Raw genomic sequence first — 19,023 nt, forward strand, 5'->3', positions numbered from 1 at the left:
TTTTTAAATATACGTTGATTTACGACTCAATTTTATCAAACTTACGATCAATCAGACTTAAACGACCACGTGCAACATCAGACAACATGCGCCAATCCGAAATAAAGCTATACAGCGGTTGTTTAAAGCTGGCAGGCTTATTATGTTCAAAGAAGAAGTGCCCAACCCAAGCACAGGCATAGCCTGATACTAAACCATATACCGCATATTTTGCCTGACGTTTACGGATGGCTTGACTAAAGAAATATAAACCAATCGAACTGCCTGCTGCATGTAAACGGCGACTGGCGATATTGCGGTGTTCGGTTAAATAAAAATGATAAAATTCGTCATAGTTTTTAATGGGTAATGAAAATTCCACTGGCTGGGTAATATTCGCTGGTGCATTCATTTTAAGATCATCCTAATCGTGCAAGACTCTCCACACGTTAATGCATTTTCTGTACAAAATAAAGTCATTGCGTGCCATCCTTTCCCTGCTTAAAACAACTTTACAATGATTTTTGAGATCAACAAGTTATACTATTTTTATATTTATCATTCTCGGTGGTCAGGAGTCATAACATCATGGAAATAGAGCTAAAATTTCAACTCCCTGAATCTAAGAAAAAAAGTGTGTTGCAGCTTTTAAGCAAACAAAAAGCACAAAAAATTCAGCTACAAGCCAAATACTATGACACTGCTGACCGTTTACTGGCAAAAAATTATGTGGCTATTCGTTTGCGTCAGGAAGGTGAACATTGGGTGCAAACCTTTAAAGCTGCCAGTAAAAACCATTTACAACGCATCGAAGAAGATATTTATTTAGGCAAATGTACAGAAGAACCTGAACTGGATTTATCTTTATATCAACATAATCAAACGGTCCAAAACGTACTTCGCGATGTGTTAGGTGAAGAACCTGCTGAACTACAGTTGCAATTTCAAACTGACGTACAGCGTACATTTCATGTGTTCGAGTTTGAAGGGACTCAAATTGAAGTCTGCTTGGATGATGGCGAAATCCGAACTCCAACTAATCAAGCTAAAATCTGCGAAGTTGAATTTGAATTAAAACAAGGCTCAGCACAGTCTCTGATTGATTTTGCTAAAACCTGGGTAGATAAATATCAACTCTGGCTCGATGTGCGCAGTAAAGCTGAACGTGGCAATTTATTGGCTATGGGCAAAACGGTATCCCCTGCCAGCAAAGCGAAATCACTCAGCCTACAGAAAAATGTCAGTGCTGAACAAGCAATCAAACTGATTATCGAAAATACGCTTAATCATATCTTACCTAATGCAGCCGCAATTGCCGATGGTGTAGCCGAAGCAGATCATATTCACCAAGCTCGTGTTGGTTTACGTCGTTTACGTTCTGCTTTAAAACATTTTTCGAACTGGTCTGCGCAAATTGATCCTAGTTGGGAAAGCCAATTGGCTGATATTTTTAGAGCATTAGGTCAATCACGCGATAATGATGCGATTCAAGATTCTGTTATTCCTTTAGTAAAAAAAGTCTGTGATTTTGACTTCCCATTCCCTGAAAATGTTGACAGTGGTGTTTTTCAATTATTAAGCCACACTAAAACCACACAGCTATTTTTAGCATTACTCAGCTTCACCTATAGTGAGCATGAGTCTAAATCTAAACTGTCTAAACAAGCAGCTAAAAGCTTAACCAAGTTGTATCAAAAAATTCTTAAAGATACCTCTCAATTTTCGAAGCTAGAAGTCGAGCAACAACACCGTACCCGTAAACGCGTTAAACAATTGCGTTATTGCATCGACTTTATTGCAGGGATTTATCCTGAAAAACAAGTTCAACAATTCTTAAATAAGTTGCAGCCGATTCAGGAGTATTTAGGTTTTTATAATGATCTCTTTGTCGCCGAACAGATCTTTGAACAACAGGCTGTGAAGCATCCACAATTTTTATTTGCTTTAGGTTGGGTCAAGGCACAACAACCACATGTGGCCAAGAAAGCGAATAAAAAGCTACAGGGTTTATCTGCTAAAGATATTTTTTGGGATGAGGATTGATTGCTGCACAAGGGAAAATCACCTCACTCTGTTATCGTGCTGGCGGCATGGATGCCGCCGTTAAGCTGTGGCATCAAGGATGTGCCATCAGCTTAACAGAGGGGTTTTGTTACTTTTGCCCAGTCAAAAGTAAGGCACCACCTATACAAAAGGTATTCGGTTATTCATAATTTTTGAGGTCTTACTCACCTTAACGGAAAATGAAAATTAGTTCTTTAGCAGGCAGATAATATCTCCATATTAAGCTTAAATCATTTACCGATATTTCCCAAAAATCTTCCACGTACCATTATCAGCAATCGGATCACTATAACTATCATTACGCTGCTTACGTGGCTTGTCCCGTGCATCCACCAATTTAAAATGCGGCTCTACACTTAAAATCACGCCATTCATATAAAACCGAGTACGGGTATAGTCACTTTGCCCATGCTGAAATACATAGGTACGTAAATCAATAAATTCACGATGTGCAACTAAGGCCGCAGTATCGTCACTGCCCAACCATTCCTGCATCGCAAAAATCTGATCGGTCTCAAACTGGCCACATTTTTCTAACAAAGCCGCCACACCGCGAAAAGTTTTAGACTCTTTGGCACGGGTTTTATTGATCCGAATCCGATCCACCTGAAAGAAAAAAAGCGGCAGATTTAAGTGACTGGGTAAGTGAATCGCATCCACAATTTCGTCTTCCATAAAAGGCTGACATAACTGTTGTGCTCTTTCAATCAGCGGTTGCCACTGCCGATAATACTCATCTACATCCTCTTTCAGCCCATAATAAATCGGCAAGCCTTCGACATGCTCTAAATATTGGGGTGGATAAATATGCTGGCGTAATAAAGCAATATCCGTTTTTAAGCTTTGAATCGCGATTGCATCTTGCATAGTGGTTATTCTAATTGCTTAGGCTATTTTAGGTTAAGGCAAAGGTTTAGTTTCGACAAGGCTTTGTCTATAATAATGTGTCTTAACTTGTCGCTGGGAAAAACCATGTCTCAAAAAATTAACGCCACTGATGTGACGGAAGAAGAAGCTTTAAATGCAGTCTTTTTTGAGCGTGCAGATGAGTTCATTAAGCTTGCCAATGATTTCTGCCGACCACCCAAAGGTCAGCAAGCTAAACCAGAAGAATTACGTGGTCAAGTCAGTGCAGCCATGTTATTCGCCACTGCCCGTTTTAATACCTGGGTTGCAGCCAATAACTTTAAAGACGGCGAAGAAATGCGTGATGCCAAAGAGCAAGTAATGTCTTATCTACTGCAACAATTCCAAATGATGCTGGAAGACAACTTTGACGAATACTGTGAACAGTTTGAAAACTACTTACGCTTCCGTAAGAATGAAGATTTTCATGCGCATAAACATGATCATTAAACATTTCTGCTAAAAATAAAGCCACCGATTTGGTGGCTTTATTTTTATGATTTATTTCAGATCTTGTGCTTGCCCGTATTGGTCAGCCATGACTTCGACAAACTGATCAAGTTTGATGTATTTCTTGATTACCGCATTGACATCTTCTTTGCTCAGTTTCGCAAGTTCTTGATCTCGCTCAGCACGATCCAACAAAGTCTTGTTACGCTCTAACTGCCCCGTGAGCATGCCATGAATATTGCGCTCGTCCTCTAAAGCGGTCACCCGTTTTTTCATGATATCGGCTTTGGCTGCTTCCACTTCCTGCTCAGTCACGCCTTTGCTCAGTAACTCATTCAATACCTTATGTACCGATTGCGAAACTTGCTCAGAACGACCAGAAGTATAATTTGCAGTGATACTCAACGTACCATCATCAATATCTGGATCAAGATCTAGGCCACTACCAAAGCCATATACCAAGGCGTTCTTCTCACGTAACTCTTGTGCCAAACGCGATGAGAGTTGCGAGTTCCCCAAGATATGACTCAGGATAATCAAAGCTGGTGCATCTTTATGGTATGAACCAACAGGCAACGCCAGTACACTTTGATAACTACCAAATTCACGCTGTTCCGATAAAGCATGTACTTTCTGCGCTTTATACACCGTATATTGACCTGTCACTTTCGTGAACGGCTGCTTTGCTTTCCAAGAACCAAAGGCCTTTTGTAAGGTCTTCTGCATTTTCTTAGCATCAAAATCACCTGTCACAGCGATTTGGGCATGATCCGTCACAAAGAATTGCTCATAGAACTGTTTAATTTGTGGCTGAGTGACTTCACTGATCTGCTTTTTCGCAAGTTCTGGTTCAAAGTGATAACGGATATCTCCTGGTTTATAGATTTCCAGAATTTTAGATAAAGTCATCGATGACACAACCGCAGGTTCTGTATATGGACGATCCAGTACCGATAAGCTCTGATTTTTTGCCAAATCAAACTCAGTTTGCGAGAATTTTGGTTGTTTAACCACATCCACAATAAAGTTGAAGAAATCTTCAAACTTGTCTTTCTTCGCCTGAATCACAATGGTAAAACCATTGCCATTCGAACTGACCGATGCCCCACCACTTGCAGCAATGGCTTTATCCGTAATTTCTTGCAAAGTATGCTTTTCAGATCCACGTAACATCAAATAACTGGTTAAATCTAAGGTCACACCTTTGCCAAATAATGTTTTTTCATCACCAAAATCTAAACTAATGGTGGCATAGGTTTTATCATCACGTGTAGGCGTTGGGAATAGCGCGTAGCGAATACCATTCTTTAACTCGCCACGCTGAATTTTCTGCTCATTCTTTTGCAATTGTTGAGCAGACTGCGTCATAAACTGGCTGACTTCCTGCTGATAAACACTGACATCCTTTAATGGTTCAGGTTTTTCTGCACTTTGATCTAGCGTTTTTGGCTGATTATCGGCTTTTAACGTCATCGCCTTCTTCTGATCTTCAGGTGTTGGTAAAATATCACCTGAAATACGATGTGATGACACTAAAAACTCTTTTAAACTTTGATTGGCATCTTTTAATTTTAAATCTTTAACTGATTGTAAATCTTTAAAGTACTGATCCCACTGACCATGAGATGAAACGGCATAATCACTCAGACGTGAGCCTAATGCCACCGCATCATTCATAATGGTATCCGCATCATTTTGTGTGATATTTTTAATCCGTTGTAACTCGGCCTCACTAAATTCATGGCTATTTTCTACACCCGCCGTGAGCGCGTCATTAACTTTTTTGGCATCATGATTCGGTGCATAAATTGCGCCCATAAACACCAAATTAAAATCTTGATCTAACCATGTGGTTGACTGCACTGCAGTACTAATCCCCGTCTCCACCATACTTTTATACAGGATACCACTAGGTTGCATGGTATAGAGTGCCGGTGCCAATGCTAACGCAGGCTGCAGCTTGGTATTTTTACCATTCATATAGATGTGGAATTTGGCTAAATCACTGCCCTTTTGCACGGTAAATTGGCGCTGTTCAATTTTGCTTGAATCCAGAACAGGCACTTGTACCTGGGCAGGCACAGCACGTGCTGGTATTGGACTAAAATATTGGTCAACTTTATTTAAGACTTCGGTCTTATCAAATTTACCTGAAATCACCATCACCGCATTATTCGGCGCATACCAAGTTTTATAAAACTGATTCAATTCATTCAGCTGAATGGACTTTAACTCGGGTAGATCACCAATCGGCAAACGACCCAAATATTGGTTGCCATAAGCGGCTTTCCACATTTGATCCATCAATACCGCAAAAGGTTGATCCATACGGATTTCACGTTCACGTTTGACGATCTCAATTTCAGAAGGCACAAATTTTTCTTGCAGTACCAATTTGTCCATACGCTCAGATTCGAGGTACAGAATTTCATTCAATGCATTCTTTTCAGGACGAACAATATTTAAATATTTAGTCGAGTAGTAATCGGTGCTGGCATTGGTCATCAGGGTAAATTGATCCAGGCGACGCTGGAACTCATCGCCTTTCACATTCTGCGTGCCTTTAAAAGCCAGATGTTCCAATAGATGTGCCAGACCGCCTTTACCCTTCGGGTCATTCAGTGAACCCGTAAAATAAACCGTATTTACATAGACTTTGTTTTCTTTATCATTTGGCGCAAGAATTACACGAAAACCATTATCTAATTTATATTCTTCGATATTTTTTTCACTTTTTACGAGTACTGTCTGAGACCAAGACGTCGCACTCAACCCGATCAAACAAAGAGAGAGAGTAAGCTGCTTAAACCGCATTAACATAATTTATCCAAGTAATTTTGGTGATTTAAATAAAAACGTCAAGCTATAGTAGAGAACGATTCGCATTTTTAATAGTTATGTTTTGAAAAAAGCTGTTTATTTAAACAGCTTTTATCTTTGTTTTTGCACAATTTAAGCTAAAAATCAGATTAGCAATTCAGCTTGCATATATAATTTTGCATAACCTGAAATTTCAATACGCTGTTCAGATTCAATCACACAGTCCAGAATCCCGCCACGTGCAGAAGCTTGAAAAGCCACCAATTGTTTCTTGTTTAATTTATCGGCCCAAATCCAAGGTTTGTCGGGGCATAGTAGCCTTTTACATAAACCGTGCGTCCATTCCATTTCACCAAGTTCCGCAAATCAGCTACTGAATCCACTGTTGTTACTGCAAGTGTATTTAGAATTCCATCACTTGCAATATTATTTAAAAGAACCTGAACCCACGCTCGAATATCGAGATCACCTTGGATACGGTTATTTATTTCTTTATTTAAAGCAATCCAAAGAGCAGCTATTTTGCTGTTAAAAGTTGACCACAATAAAGCAATTTGAAAAACTAATTCTTGAAGCTTCCACCAAATCCGGTCAAAGTCTTTGTTTACAGGTTTTGGGTGAAATGAATTGTTATAAAGCTGATAGTCAACACTACGTTCCAGTGGTGTATTGCGCTGAACAGATATTACTGTCCCATTTTTGGGGGCAATACGGAAGACAATGTCCCCATCAAATAATGACCAATCCCCGACATTTGGTTCGATTTCATCTATCTTTACAATCAGGTGATCTTGATCATCACATTCAAATGTCAATGGAAATACCGTAGTAACCCCATTAGCTGTATATTCTTTATACGGAATCTGTTCAGGTACTGCCATATATCCACCCTAATATTCAAAGTCCAAAGTGGCTTCATGCACACCACCGTTTGTCCTCCAATTAGGCGATTCTTTGTATTCTTCTTTGCTGTGTATTTTACCTACTCGTTCAGGCTGATCAGTGATCGCTCCTGCCAATGCATCTAAATGGTCATCTTCCTGATCTGTGATTTCAGGGTTAAACATTCGCATTTGCTTAAATTGTTTAGATGTATTTTCACCCTCATTTGTATCAACCACTGATGTATGCACCCATAGCATTCCAGAAATTAAAGGCCCTTCTAGGCCCTCTAAAATGCGCTTGTTTTTAGATTGTGAAGAATGTTGCTCACTAATGCCACATCGAATATGACGTTTCTTTAGTGCACCTTTTAGAGATGCAGGAAAGAAATTCCCAATACCATTAGTTTCAATTGTTACGCGTGGCACATTATATTTTTCTATAAGGTCAACTAACTGCCAAACTTGCCCGCCATTGATATTCCCATCATCATCGGTTTCAACTACTGGTCCAGTTAATTCAATAGATCGATGCCAGTACTTATTGCCAATGTCATCATGCAGAACTAATTCAACTGCTGAAGTATCAGATTTTGTTTTACCGGAACTTGGATCTGATCGACAGGTCATTCCTACAATCTGCCTATCACCAAGCATCATAATGTGGTGCCCATTAGCACGTCTTAAAATAGGTTCTACATCGTAGACAACCATCTTGTCTGGATCTATTCGAGAGCGCAAAACGACTGTGGTCATCGAGCGTGACGAATCGGTTATCCAGAAGATCAAAGACAAGATTCCGCACGCTCAAGAGTACTACTCAAAACTATATCAAGAGCGAATTAAAGCGAAGGTGGCAGCATGAATATTGAAAAACCAACACTGGCAGATAAACAAGCGTTTTGGAAAGAACAATTGCCAGCATTTGAACAACATTATTGGCTTCCTAATCACTTTGATTTTTTAAAGTTCGACATGGATCAAGGTAATTATGTTTTAAAAAATGGAGAAAGTTCATTTCATTCTGAGGATTATGATGATTCAGCCTTTGATCGTGATGCAGATGACGCTTTTCATCGTGTAAATACTGGCTGGGCAATGTGGAAGAAAGCTATCAACCACTCAAGGAAATTGCTTGAAGGCTGCGTGGTGGTGCCAGTTGAGTCATTACGGGTCGCGATGAAGTGGATGAATGAAGATATTAATGCTGCTTATGTTTCAAACGATGGGTTTAAAGAATTATTTGAGCACAAACCTCTTTTAGAAAAAGCAATGGTAGAAGCAGCAAGGGGCGGAAATGAATACTAAAGTTTTAGACCCATGTTGCGGTTCAAGAATGTTTCACTTTGATAGAAGCAATCCGGGTGTGACTTTTGGAGATATTCGAAAAGAGTCACATATTTTGTGTGATGGGCGTTCTCTTGAAATTAGTCCAGATATTGAAATGGATTTTAGAGACATGCCCTTTGATGATGAGTCTTTCCATGCTGTGGTGTTTGACCCACCTCACTTAATACATGCAGGGGATCAAAGTTGGCTCGCACTCAAATATGGGAAGCTTGGCCAAAGTTGGAAAGAAGATTTGGCCAAAGGTTTTTCTGAGTGCTTCCGAGTGCTCAAACCTAACGGAATGTTAATTTTCAAATGGAATGAAACACAAATCAAAGTAAGTGAAATTCTAGCCCTAACTGATCAAAAGCCATGGTTTGGGCATCCAAGTGGAAAGAGAGCAAATACACATTGGATTGGGTTTATGAAAAAAGAAAAAGCGGATACGGAGGAGTGAAGATGTCAGAAGCATTTTTAAGAACTATTGATGTACGTAAACGCTATGGCAACATAAGCGGCCGAACCCTGTGCCGATGGCAGGAAACCCGAAATTTTCCCGCCCCTTTTATGAGCTATAAAGGAGGTCCAAATCTATGGAAGATTACAGACCTAGTAAAATGGGAAGAATCGCAATCTACAACAGAGGGTACGGCATAACAATTTGCCGTAGCCTTTCCACCCACTTTGTTAAAGCCTCCCGTTGTTCTTCAAGATAATCATGCTTGTCGTATGTTCTCCAAATCTTCGGCAGAACGTGGCCAAGCATGATTTCTGCTATGTGGGGCTCTGTGATGGTCGACATATTTGTTCTAAAGGTTCTACGTAAATCATGCAGCGACCAGTGATCTAATGATACTTTTTCTTCTCTATACAAGTATTCTGTCAAATCATAAGGCAAGCTAAGTAAAGCCCCTCTGCTAACCGGCTGGGTTTTATTTTGACTAGTGACAAAAAAATAATTTGAGTCGTTTAGTGTGGCTGCTATATCAAATAATTGAAGGGTTTCTGGTATTAGTGGCCTGATTAAAGGCTTCTTTGTTTTTACCCCATTTTTGTGATTCTCTGGTGGGATAATCCAAATCATTTGATCACGATCTAAGTGTGATTTTTCAGCTATACGAAGCTCACCAGAACGACAACCATAAATCAAACAAAGCTGCACAAAAATTCGATTGCGGATATACATTCGGCTCCGCATTAACCCCTTCCATACGGATGCAATTTCTTCATCTAAAAGCGCTCTGTCTTTAGGTACATACTCAATATTCAAATCCTCTTTAGCATCAATATTTAATAATGGGTTTGTAGTAAAAATCTCACGTTTTATAGCCCAGTTATACATCTGTTTAGAGTTTGAAAGTATTCGCTCTGCAATAGATGGTTTTACTTCTGCCAATGGCTCAAGAAAATTTAACCAATTTCTGACAGTGATCCTGTTCGCTGGGAGTGAGCCAAAGTTATTGAATACATGTATCTCAAATGTTCTATAAATTTCACTTGCACTTTTCTTATTCTTAAAAAGATATTTTTCATGCCACTCATCAAATACATTTTTAAAAGTAGTATTAGACTCATTAAAACTGATTAGCTCTAATTTGCGCTCAATACGCGGGTCCACACCCCTCTCAATCTGCGATCTTACCTCTAATGACTTCTCCCTAGCCTCTTTAAGTGTAATTAATGGATACGTCCCTAAATCGATTCTAGCCGCCTTTCCGTCAAATCTGTATCTAACCTGAAATGTAATTCTTCCCTTTGCTGATACTCTGGCACTCCGTGAATCCCTATCTGTCTTTTCTTCGACTTTTTCTCTGGGTTTGTTATGGTTCGCTTTGAGCCATGTTTCAGTAATTGGCATGTGTACATAATCCGAATAATTGAGAATAAGGCACAAATATGTACACAGGATTGTACATATTGATAGTGGCTTAGCTTGATAATTGGTTGACTTAACTTGTCTCTACTATTGTACTTAAATGCCTTGTGACATCAATAAAAAAGAGCAGTACTTGACTGCCCTTTGCTCATGATGACTTTTCTTTAGTCATCCATTGATTCAATAATGGCTTGAGCAAATTGCGAACACCGCAACAAAGTTGCATTTGACATGAGACGCTCAAAATCATAGGTCACTGTCTTGGCTGAAATCGCTCCAGAAATACCAGTAATGATGAAGTCTGCTGCTTCCGTCCAGCCCATGTCACGCAGCATCATTTCAGCAGACAAGATAATCGAACCCGGATTGACTTTATCTTGTCCCGCATACTTGGGTGCTGTGCCATGAGTGGCTTCATACATGGCAATCGCGCCGCCAATATTGGCACCCGGTGCGATTCCAATTCCACCCACTTCTGCCGCCAGTGCATCAGAAATATAGTCCCCGTTTAAGTTCAGGGTCGCAATCACCGAGTAGTCTGCAGGGCGCATTAAAATTTGCTGCAAGAACGCATCAGCAATGACATCTTTAATAATGATGTCTTTACCATTTTTGGGATTTTTAATTTTTACCCACGGGCCACCATCCAGTAACTGACCACCAAAACGTTCTATAGCCAGTTCATACCCCCATTCTTTAAATGCACCTTCGGTGTATTTCATAATGTTGCCTTTATGCACCAAGGTCACCGAAGGCTTGTCATTATCAATTGCAAACTGAATCGCTTTACGCACTAGGCGCTGAGACCCCTCTTTAGACACTGGTTTAATCCCGATACCACAATCTTTAGGAAAACGGATTTTGGTGACGCCCATTTCTTCTTGCAGAAATTTAATTACTTTTTTCGCTTCGGGAGAATCTGCTGGCCATTCAATCCCAGCATAGATATCTTCCGAATTTTCACGGAAGATCACCATATCGGTCAGTTCAGGATGCTTCACGGGTGAAGGTACTCCTTTAAACCAACGAACAGGCCGCACACAGACATATAAATCAAGTTCTTGGCGTAATGCCACATTTAAAGAACGAATCCCACCACCAACAGGTGTGGTTAATGGCCCTTTTATTGATATAATAAACTCGCGTAAAGCATCAAAAGTTTCTTCTGGCATATAGTTGCCGTAAATTTTGTCTGCTTTCTCACCGCAGTAGACTTCCATCCATTCGATAGAACGTTTGCCACCGTAAGCTTTTAGCACAGCGGCATCTACTACTGCTTTCATTGCTGGTGTAATATCCACACCAATACCATCACCTTCAATAAAAGGAATGATCGGACGATTTGGAACATTTAGTGACAGATCTGCATTTACTGTGATTTTGTCTCCATCCGTAGGAACCACGATCTTCTGATAACCCATTTTGTAGGTTCTCCCTCATGTATTTTAGCGATTATGTCTATGCCTTCTCTGGCATACTTTCGTTTTTTATTGCATGAAACAGTTTAGTTCAAAACTGGTTTTTTTGAGATTTATACGGGAAATAACAACATTTTCCCATTAAATAGAAACCGTTATTGTTATGATGCCGCCCATAACCAAAGTAGTATATTCATATGAAAGTAGTCGTATTTAACAAACCTTTTGACGTTTTGTCACAGTTTCGCGAAGATGAAAAACATCTAACAGTTTCAAGTTTTATCAAAGATCCTGAACTTCGTATTGCAGGACGTTTAGATTTAGACTCTGAAGGTTTAATGTTTCTTACGGATCATGGTGGTTTAAATCAATTCATCACCCATCCAGACAATAAGAAATATAAAACTTATCTGGCTCAAGTTGATGGTGATGTCACAGAAGAAGCCATTGAAAAACTGCAAAAGGGTGTTGAACTTGCAGATGGGATGACCTTACCTGCCAAAGCCCGTAAAGTCGATCAACCTGAATGGCTATGGGAACGTAATCCACCTGTGCGTTACCGTGCCAATATTCCAACGACTTGGATCGAATTACAAATCTGTGAAGGCCGTAACCGTCAAGTGCGTCGTATGACCGCTGCTGTGGGTTTCCCAACTTTACGTCTGATTCGTACTCAAATTGGTACAATTGATCTGGTTAAACTAGGTTTACAGCCTGGTGAACAACTGGAAATCGAACCTTTGCTTTATCCAGATTTTAAAGATGTTCCAGCCGATAAGCCTTATGAAGGTCGTTCTTTCGCGAAAAAATCGAATAATAAACCGCATTTCTCTCGCGCCAAAGATAAAGCACGTGAAGAAAAAGGTGAAAAACCATTTAAAGGCAAGAAAAAAGCAGGTGGTGGTACAACCCGTATCTGGCAAACTGACGAAGCAGATAAACCACGTCGTAAGACCAATGGCACAACCCGTCCAAACACCAAAGCACCGCGCGGTCGTAACCGTAATGGCCGTTAGAATTTAGATGTTTTAAAGCCCACTTTCGTGGGCTTTAAAACATGCGCTAAACAACAGATGATTCAGAATACAAAAGAATAAATATCAAAAATACATTTTATGAAATAACCCAACATAAGTAAGGGACAACCATAAATTATAAAGTAATCATATTTATATTTATTTAACTGTCTTTCACGAAGAATTTTACACCAATAAATCAAGATCGAAAGATTTACGCAGAGAGCAAAAATAAGACTGATCATTAATTTACCAACAAGTGTTGATAATGATGGAGAAAAAAACTCCCTATTATTTATAATTTTATATTTATCATTATTAATTAAGTCAAAATATTTAACTCTAACCGACTTCACCTCACCTAAATCATTCACTCGGGCTTCGTAGGCTAAATTTTCGACTTTAAAGCCATACTGATAATCACTCCACTCCCGACATAAATGAATCATAGTAGCACCACAGAAAATATCTCCGAGATAAGAACCATCATTGTAAAGCTCAAAATAGTATGTCGTTTTTTTAGCCTGATATTTTTCTACATAAACTCTTATTTTCTCATCTGCTTCAACATATTCTTGTTTCTTTTGATAAATATGATTTTCAATAAAACTGTAAGTGGATTCCGAAACGATATAATAAGCTAGATGTAACAATAAAAAAGCTGCCATAAAAACAGAGGAATGCGTATCAGCCCGAGTTTGTTCCATCTTTTACTTTAAAACCCCAAAAATCGAAAAATCCGACTCATATTAATAAAAAGCCGATGCTTTCGCATCGGCTTTTTTCACGACCAACAAAATGTCAGTAATATTTTAAAACTTAAGCTGTTTCAAGTGCTGCATTCAATGTAGAACTTGGACGCATTACAGCACTGACTTTCGCAGGGTCAATGGCGTAGTAACCACCGATATCAGCAGCTTGACCTTGTACTTGCGCAAGCTCAGCCACAATCTTCTGCTCATTTTCAGCCAATGCTTTTGCAAGTGGCGTAAATTTCGCTTTTAACTCAGCATCTTCGTCTTGAGCTGCTAATGCTTCAGCCCAGTACAATGCTAAGTAGAAGTGGCTGCCACGGTTATCTAATTCACCTGTACGACGTGATGGAGACTTGTCGTTATCAAGAAGTTTGCCTGTTGCTTGATCAAGTGTCTTGGCAAGCAATTTCGCACGGTTATTGTCTTCTTTGATACCAAGCTCTTCTAAAGACACTGCCAATGCAAGGAACTCACCGAGAGAATCCCAACGTAAGTGGTTTTCTTCAACCAACTGCTGAACATGCTTCGGCGCTGAACCACCCGCACCTGTTTCGTACATGCCACCACCGGCCATTAACGGCACGATTGACAACATTTTTGCTGAAGTACCCAATTCCATGATCGGGAACAAGTCAGTTAAGTAATCCCGTAAGATATTACCCGTTACTGAAATGGTATCTAAACCACGCGCAACACGTTCAAGCGTATAACGCATTGCACGTACTTGTGACATGATTTGGATATCAAGACCTGCGGTGTCATGATCTTTCAAGTATTTTTCAACTTTCTTGATCAATTCATTTTCATGTGGACGGTACGGGTCTAACCAGAAGATTGCAGGCATGCCAGAGTTACGTGCACGTGTAACTGCAAGTTTCACCCAGTCACGGATCGGTGCATCTTTCACCTGACACATACGCCAGATATCGCCTTCTTCTACATTCTGACTCATTAACACTTCGCCAGTATCTAGATCAGTGATGTTGGCAATACCCGCCTCAGAAATTTCGAAAGTCTTGTCGTGTGAACCGTATTCTTCAGCTTTTTGCGCCATCAAACCAACGTTTGGCACAGTACCCATGGTACGTGGGTCGAAGTTACCATTCCACTTACAGAAATTGATCATTTCTTGGTAAATACGTGCGAATGTCGACTCAGGCATGACCGCTTTACAATCATAAGGTTTGCCGTCAGCACCCCACATTTTACCACCACCACGGATCATTGCAGGCATAGAAGCATCGACAATCACGTCATTTGGTGAATGGAAGTTGGTAATGCCTTTTGCAGAATCAACCATTGCAAGCGCAGGACGGTGTTCTTGGCAAGCATGTAAGTCTTCGATAATTTCTTCACGGAGTGAAGTCGGTAAAGTTTCGATCTTTTCATAAAGACCCGCCATACCGTTGTTCACGTTAATACCGAGTTCGTCGAATAATTTACCGTGTTTTTCGAAAGCATCTTTATAGTAAATTTTCACACAGTGACCGAAAACGATCGGGTGTGATACTTTCATCATGGTTGCTTTAACGTGCAATGAGAACAGGATGCCTGCTTCACGACAGTCTTCGAGTTCTTTCTCGTAGAAATCGCATAGGGCTTTTTTGCTCATAAACATCGAGTCAATGATTTCACCGTCTTGAAGCGCAACTTTAGGCTTAAGCACAATGGTTTCACCTGACTTGGTGATGAGTTCCATTTTCACATTACGCGCACGGTCTAAAGTCATAGATTTTTCACCGTGGTAGAAGTCGCCTTCGTCCATGTGAGAAACGTGAGTTTGAGACCATTGTTTCCACTCGCTCATTGAATGCGGGTGTTTTTTTGCATAATTTTTCACAGCAGCTGGCGCACGGCGATCAGAGTTACCCTCACGCAATACCGGATTCACTGCCGAACCAAGGCATTTACCATAGCGTGCCTTGATTTCTTTTTCTTCTTCAGTTGTTGGGTTTTCTGGATAATCAGGAATTGCATAGCCCTTCGACTGGAGCTCTTTGATACAAGACACTAACTGCGCAACAGAAGCACTGATGTTTGGAAGTTTAATAATGTTTGTATCTGGATCTTGGGTAAGACGACCTAACTCAGCAAGGTTATTGTTTACCTTTTGCTCATCTTTAAGGTAATCTGAAAATTCTGCGAGTACACGTGCTGCAACAGAGATATCACTTTTTACAATCTCGATGCCAGCAGGTTTGGTAAAGGTCTCAATGATCGGTAGCAATGAATAAGTCGCTAATAACGGCGCCTCATCAGTCAGTGTGTAAATGATTTTTGACTTTCCACCAGCCATATATAGCCCCTTGTGTTGGATTGAGTTACGGAAAACTGCGCTTTTGGCCCAGTTCCTAGAACCGATTTGCTGAAACAAACTTGAGAGTATCAGCGTTCATCACATGCGAGTCAACGCAATATCCTGTGATAACGACATTTCGATAAAAAATACTACAAAATGATATAATAGTAGCATTGTACGATGTATATATGCGGTCAAGTTTTGTCTTTTCAAATACAAACCGCTACCAGCCTTAAAGCTACACACCGAATTGATCATTTAGCAAACAAATACATAAGTCACTAAATAAGCAGGCTTATTCTGACAGACTTAGATGAATAATTCGTTAATTCTTTAGTGGTAGGATCAATTTAAATGCGATACCGTTATGGTGATTTGCGACGGCTGCTATACCGTCATGCTGTTGCATAATTGACTTCACAATAGCTAAACCTAGCCCTCCCGTTCGTGCTTTTTGATGCCGACTCTGATCGACTTGATAAAATCGGTCAAATAGATGTGGTAAATGTTTTTCCTCAATAAAAACACCTTCCGTCTGCACAATGATCCCCACATGTTGATCAGATTGATAGGCCTGTAATGCAATAGTCCCCTGTTCTTTACCATGCAATACCGCATTACTGATTAAATTCGCAATCGCTCTCTGCATTAAGGCTGCATTTGCCACAATACTCAAATCATCTGGCAGATCAAACACCAATCTCATTTGACGTTCTTCAATTACGCAATCAAAATAATCCGCAATCGTCTCGATTAGCTGTTTTACATTTAACGCCTGTTTTTCCAGTCCGTATTCTGCATGCTCCGAACGGGCAATGAACAACATACTTTCAATCATCTTGGTCAGCCGTTCATATTCTTCTAAATGTGAATATAATAAATTTTCCAACTCTTCGACCGGACGAGACTGGGATAATAAGATTTGAGTTTGCCCCATTAAATTATTCAGAGGAGTTCTGAGTTCATGTGCAATATCTTCTGAAAACTGCGATAGTTTTTGATAATCCTGCTGAATCTTATCTAGCATTTCATTCATCGCCTGACTGAGTTGCTGAACCTCAATGTTGTTTGATTTTATGGATACGTGAATTAAGCTTTTGAACATTGATATTATTGGTCTCAGCGATCAAATGCCGCATCGAACGGAACAGATAATGTCCTACCATAAAACCCAACAAACTCGATAATAAAATGCCCAAACCACTATAAAATACAATTTTCCAGAAATATTGTTTGAGCATCGTATTGACTGCTGCCCATTGCTGACCTGCAATTAAATAATACTGTTGTTGGCGGCCATATTGAATTGTTTGGAAAGCAAAACGAGTACTTGGATATTCCGTTGTATTATTCGCATACTGAATTTGATTTGAATAATTGAATGCTGGAATACTGACCTGCAGCGGATTGATCTTTATCAAATCATGTTGTGCATCTTTGACGATAAATATACTGTCTTCATGCCCCACCATATTTTCATAAAGCTTGGGATATTTTACTAAAATATTGGCTGAATGAGCATCAGTCAAAAAGACGTCCATCCGCCTAATTCGCGCAGCTAAGGCTTTATCTTGTTGGGTATAGACTATTGCTTTGAAGTTTTGGTAAGACAACCCGCCAATACTGATAAAAACCACACAAGAAATCAGACTAAAAGCCAGACTCAGGCGCGAAGCCAAAGACAATTTACCCATTATGTCCATCTTTTAAATCGACCTTATAGCCCATGCCCCGCACGGTATATATCAACTTGGGCGCAAAATGATCATCAATCTTTGCCCTTAGGCGACGTATTGCAACGTCCACCACATTAGTATCCGTATCAAAATTAATATTCCAAACCATTGAGGCTATTTGCGTTCGTGTTAACACTTCTCCACGATGTTGAAGTAACAGTTGTAACAACACAAACTCTTTGGCTGTTAAATCAATCTTGGTGTCGGCTCGATGAACTTCCCGACTCAAGCGATTTAAACTCAGGTTAGCAATTTGATAAACCTCTTTTTCGACCTTTGGCACACGACGTAATAAACTTTTAATTCGTGCCAATAATTCTACGTATGAAAATGGTTTAACCAGATAGTCATCTGCGCCAAACTCTAATCCTTTCACCCGATCCAGAACATGATCTTTTGCCGTCAGCATTAATACTGGTATTTTCGAAAAAGTCCGTAACGTTTGCAAAACTTGCCAGCCGTCCAATTGTGGCAACATCACATCCAAAATCAATAAATCAAATACTTCTTGTTGCAAACGTGACAATGCTTCTATGCCATCTGCTGCAACGGCACAGGTATAACCAGACTCATGTAATCCTTTCGCTAGAAACTGTGCGATTTTGAATTCATCTTCAACAATTAGAATATGCATTCCACATCTTAACCTTGTTTATCCCTCGCTAAGATTACAAATCGGTAATCCAATTGTCATCATGATCAAATTCATTTCTTTTTACCATGTCCTGAGGAAATAAAGATTTTCTATTACTCAGTCGCCTTGTTTGATTTTGGGAAAATGAATATGGACAACCTAATTACTCGCCTTACTTTTTCTTCTATTTTACTTACCAGCGTATCACTCAGCTCTGCCCAAGATACCAATCTTACGGGCTATTTTGTCTCGGCAAAAGTGACTGCTGCGGAGCTAAAGGCGAAGAATATGCAAACCAGTTTACGCCCAGGGATTGGTCAATTTGTAACAGGTAACGATCAGGATGATTTAATCAATACATCTCTTGGATTTGGCTATGATTTTGGCAATGGCTGGCGTACAGAAGCTGAATACACCTTTAAAAATGATGCTGAGTTTACTAGCGGCTCAACCAATTTTCCCACGAGTTTCAATCATCACAAAGTTGAGACACAACGTTTAATGCTAAATGCTTATCGTGATTTCGAAGTAATCCGAAATGTAGCGATTTACGGCAATCTCGGCTTGGGAATAGCACGTACACAATCATCCGGTTGGCAAGGCAATATATCACGTCAATACCTTGCCAATACCGAAACACAATTGGTTTATAGCTTAGGTGCAGGCACAACCTACACAGCCATTAAAAATTTAAATCTAGATTTGGGTTATCGCTATGTCGATTTAGGCAAAGCCGAGAGTGGTTTAAATAACTTTACGAATGCCCGCACTCTTCAAGATGAACAGATGAAAGCACACCTATATTCAAGTGACTTTTATTTAGGCGCAAGATATTCATTTTAAAATTTTAAAGCACTGAT

The 19,023-nt window shown here is 39.8% G+C and carries 16 protein-coding genes and 3 pseudogenes; 7 read left to right on the plus strand and 12 right to left on the minus strand.

Features of this window, described 5'->3' with window-relative positions; all coding sequences use genetic code 11:
• Positions 1 to 19: 19 nt before the first annotated feature.
• Positions 20 to 391: a DUF962 domain-containing protein gene (locus Aba26S_RS11270; protein WP_005243395.1), complete on the minus strand. Its 372-nt coding sequence runs from the start codon at positions 389 to 391 to the stop codon at positions 20 to 22.
• Between the two features lie 176 nt (positions 392 to 567).
• Here Aba26S_RS11270 and Aba26S_RS11275 point away from each other — a divergent pair, with 176 nt between their 5' ends.
• Positions 568 to 2,022: a CYTH and CHAD domain-containing protein gene (locus Aba26S_RS11275; RefSeq protein WP_005243396.1), complete on the plus strand. Its 1,455-nt coding sequence runs from the start codon at positions 568 to 570 to the stop codon at positions 2,020 to 2,022.
• A gap of 255 nt (positions 2,023 to 2,277) precedes the next feature.
• Here Aba26S_RS11275 and Aba26S_RS11280 read toward each other — a convergent pair whose 3' ends face one another.
• On the minus strand, positions 2,278 to 2,910 hold the full coding sequence (locus Aba26S_RS11280) for a hypothetical protein (RefSeq protein WP_005243398.1): 633 nt from the start codon (positions 2,908 to 2,910) through the stop codon (positions 2,278 to 2,280).
• Between the two features lie 105 nt (positions 2,911 to 3,015).
• Here Aba26S_RS11280 and Aba26S_RS11285 point away from each other — a divergent pair, with 105 nt between their 5' ends.
• Positions 3,016 to 3,399: a DUF3144 domain-containing protein gene (locus Aba26S_RS11285; protein ID WP_005243400.1), complete on the plus strand. Its 384-nt coding sequence runs from the start codon at positions 3,016 to 3,018 to the stop codon at positions 3,397 to 3,399.
• A gap of 51 nt (positions 3,400 to 3,450) precedes the next feature.
• On the opposite strand, the gene Aba26S_RS11290 is transcribed toward Aba26S_RS11285, so the two are convergent.
• The 4 genes and pseudogenes from Aba26S_RS11290 to Aba26S_RS11305 all read right to left on the minus strand — a co-directional run.
• Complete coding sequence (locus Aba26S_RS11290; RefSeq protein WP_005243402.1) at positions 3,451 to 6,219, minus strand: pitrilysin family protein; 2,769 nt, start codon at positions 6,217 to 6,219, stop codon at positions 3,451 to 3,453.
• A 144-nt stretch (positions 6,220 to 6,363) separates the two neighbouring features.
• Positions 6,364 to 6,513: pseudogene (locus tag Aba26S_RS11295) on the minus strand (phenazine biosynthesis protein PhzF); the annotation flags it as partial.
• Positions 6,495 to 7,100 carry a hypothetical protein gene (locus Aba26S_RS11300; protein WP_043972007.1) on the minus strand — a complete coding sequence of 202 codons (606 nt, stop codon included), beginning with the start codon at positions 7,098 to 7,100 and terminating at the stop codon, positions 6,495 to 6,497. The gene Aba26S_RS11300 and the pseudogene Aba26S_RS11295, both read right to left, overlap by 19 nt.
• Positions 7,101 to 7,109: 9 nt before the next feature.
• Positions 7,110 to 7,832: pseudogene (locus tag Aba26S_RS11305) on the minus strand (transcriptional regulator); the annotation flags it as partial.
• Between Aba26S_RS11305 and Aba26S_RS11310 the strand changes: the two are divergent.
• From Aba26S_RS11310 to Aba26S_RS11320, 3 genes are read left to right on the plus strand one after another with little or no spacing between them, the layout of a single operon-like run.
• Positions 7,816 to 7,965, plus strand: coding sequence for a hypothetical protein (locus tag Aba26S_RS11310; protein ID WP_155522859.1), 150 nt, complete (start codon positions 7,816 to 7,818; stop codon positions 7,963 to 7,965). The pseudogene Aba26S_RS11305 and the gene Aba26S_RS11310 sit on opposite strands and share 17 nt — an antisense overlap.
• A complete protein-coding gene (locus tag Aba26S_RS11315; RefSeq protein WP_043972009.1) occupies positions 7,962 to 8,408 on the plus strand; it encodes a hypothetical protein in 447 nt (148 codons plus the stop codon). The genes Aba26S_RS11310 and Aba26S_RS11315 overlap by 4 nt, the downstream gene beginning before the upstream one ends.
• On the plus strand, positions 8,398 to 8,886 hold the full coding sequence (locus Aba26S_RS11320; RefSeq protein WP_043972011.1) for a class I SAM-dependent methyltransferase: 489 nt from the start codon (positions 8,398 to 8,400) through the stop codon (positions 8,884 to 8,886). Before Aba26S_RS11315 ends, Aba26S_RS11320 begins: the two co-directional genes overlap by 11 nt.
• A 177-nt stretch (positions 8,887 to 9,063) precedes the next feature.
• Here Aba26S_RS11320 and Aba26S_RS11325 read toward each other — a convergent pair whose 3' ends face one another.
• Together Aba26S_RS11325 and icd are read right to left on the minus strand one after the other, a co-directional pair.
• Positions 9,064 to 10,287 carry a site-specific integrase gene (locus tag Aba26S_RS11325; protein ID WP_043972015.1) on the minus strand — a complete coding sequence of 408 codons (1,224 nt, stop codon included), beginning with the start codon at positions 10,285 to 10,287 and terminating at the stop codon, positions 9,064 to 9,066.
• 182 nt (positions 10,288 to 10,469) lie between these two features.
• Positions 10,470 to 11,726, minus strand: a complete 1,257-nt coding sequence (icd, locus tag Aba26S_RS11330) for an NADP-dependent isocitrate dehydrogenase (RefSeq protein ID WP_043972017.1) — start codon at positions 11,724 to 11,726, stop codon at positions 10,470 to 10,472.
• 194 nt (positions 11,727 to 11,920) lie between these two features.
• Between icd and Aba26S_RS11335 the strand changes: the two genes are divergently transcribed.
• A complete protein-coding gene (locus Aba26S_RS11335) occupies positions 11,921 to 12,739 on the plus strand; it encodes an rRNA large subunit pseudouridine synthase E (RefSeq protein WP_005243414.1) in 819 nt (272 codons plus the stop codon).
• Positions 12,740 to 12,801: 62 nt separating this feature from the next.
• Here the strand turns inward: Aba26S_RS11335 and Aba26S_RS11340 are convergent, their stop codons facing one another.
• From Aba26S_RS11340 to Aba26S_RS11355, 4 genes and pseudogenes are all read right to left on the minus strand, one after another.
• Positions 12,802 to 13,446 carry a hypothetical protein gene (locus tag Aba26S_RS11340; RefSeq protein WP_005243415.1) on the minus strand — a complete coding sequence of 215 codons (645 nt, stop codon included), beginning with the start codon at positions 13,444 to 13,446 and terminating at the stop codon, positions 12,802 to 12,804.
• A 112-nt stretch (positions 13,447 to 13,558) separates the two neighbouring features.
• Positions 13,559 to 15,790, minus strand: a complete 2,232-nt coding sequence (locus Aba26S_RS11345; protein WP_005243418.1) for an NADP-dependent isocitrate dehydrogenase — start codon at positions 15,788 to 15,790, stop codon at positions 13,559 to 13,561.
• Positions 15,791 to 16,118: 328 nt separating this feature from the next.
• Positions 16,119 to 17,496 (minus strand): annotated as a pseudogene (locus Aba26S_RS11350) (heavy metal sensor histidine kinase).
• Positions 17,480 to 18,163, minus strand: coding sequence for a heavy metal response regulator transcription factor (locus tag Aba26S_RS11355; RefSeq protein WP_005243423.1), 684 nt, complete (start codon positions 18,161 to 18,163; stop codon positions 17,480 to 17,482). The pseudogene Aba26S_RS11350 and the gene Aba26S_RS11355 overlap by 17 nt, the downstream one beginning before the upstream one ends.
• A 150-nt stretch (positions 18,164 to 18,313) precedes the next feature.
• Here Aba26S_RS11355 and Aba26S_RS11360 point away from each other — a divergent pair, with 150 nt between their 5' ends.
• Positions 18,314 to 19,006: an outer membrane protein gene (locus Aba26S_RS11360; RefSeq protein ID WP_005243425.1), complete on the plus strand. Its 693-nt coding sequence runs from the start codon at positions 18,314 to 18,316 to the stop codon at positions 19,004 to 19,006.
• Positions 19,007 to 19,023: the final 17 nt, after the last annotated feature.

Source organism: Acinetobacter sp. NBRC 110496, from assembly GCF_000876115.1.
Taxonomy (GTDB): domain Bacteria; phylum Pseudomonadota; class Gammaproteobacteria; order Pseudomonadales; family Moraxellaceae; genus Acinetobacter.

Bases quoted from the DNA above. Each gene is read 5' to 3' on its own strand.
- Aba26S_RS11340 (WP_005243415.1), bottom strand. From the start codon at position 13,446: ATGGAACAAACTCGGGCTGATACGCATTCCTCTGTTTTTATGGCAGCT.
- Aba26S_RS11355 (WP_005243423.1), bottom strand. From the start codon at position 18,163: ATGCATATTCTAATTGTTGAAGATGAATTCAAAATCGCACAGTTTCTA.
- Aba26S_RS11325 (WP_043972015.1), bottom strand. From the start codon at position 10,287: ATGCCAATTACTGAAACATGGCTCAAAGCGAACCATAACAAACCCAGA.
- Aba26S_RS11285 (WP_005243400.1), top strand. From the start codon at position 3,016: ATGTCTCAAAAAATTAACGCCACTGATGTGACGGAAGAAGAAGCTTTA.
- Aba26S_RS11335 (WP_005243414.1), top strand. From the start codon at position 11,921: ATGAAAGTAGTCGTATTTAACAAACCTTTTGACGTTTTGTCACAGTTT.
- Aba26S_RS11360 (WP_005243425.1), top strand. From the start codon at position 18,314: ATGGACAACCTAATTACTCGCCTTACTTTTTCTTCTATTTTACTTACC.
- Aba26S_RS11290 (WP_005243402.1), bottom strand. From the start codon at position 6,219: ATGTTAATGCGGTTTAAGCAGCTTACTCTCTCTCTTTGTTTGATCGGG.
- Aba26S_RS11280 (WP_005243398.1), bottom strand. From the start codon at position 2,910: ATGCAAGATGCAATCGCGATTCAAAGCTTAAAAACGGATATTGCTTTA.
- Aba26S_RS11320 (WP_043972011.1), top strand. From the start codon at position 8,398: ATGAATACTAAAGTTTTAGACCCATGTTGCGGTTCAAGAATGTTTCAC.
- Aba26S_RS11275 (WP_005243396.1), top strand. From the start codon at position 568: ATGGAAATAGAGCTAAAATTTCAACTCCCTGAATCTAAGAAAAAAAGT.
- Aba26S_RS11315 (WP_043972009.1), top strand. From the start codon at position 7,962: ATGAATATTGAAAAACCAACACTGGCAGATAAACAAGCGTTTTGGAAA.
- icd (WP_043972017.1), bottom strand. From the start codon at position 11,726: ATGGGTTATCAGAAGATCGTGGTTCCTACGGATGGAGACAAAATCACA.
- Aba26S_RS11270 (WP_005243395.1), bottom strand. From the start codon at position 391: ATGAATGCACCAGCGAATATTACCCAGCCAGTGGAATTTTCATTACCC.
- Aba26S_RS11345 (WP_005243418.1), bottom strand. From the start codon at position 15,790: ATGGCTGGTGGAAAGTCAAAAATCATTTACACACTGACTGATGAGGCG.
- Aba26S_RS11300 (WP_043972007.1), bottom strand. From the start codon at position 7,100: ATGGCAGTACCTGAACAGATTCCGTATAAAGAATATACAGCTAATGGG.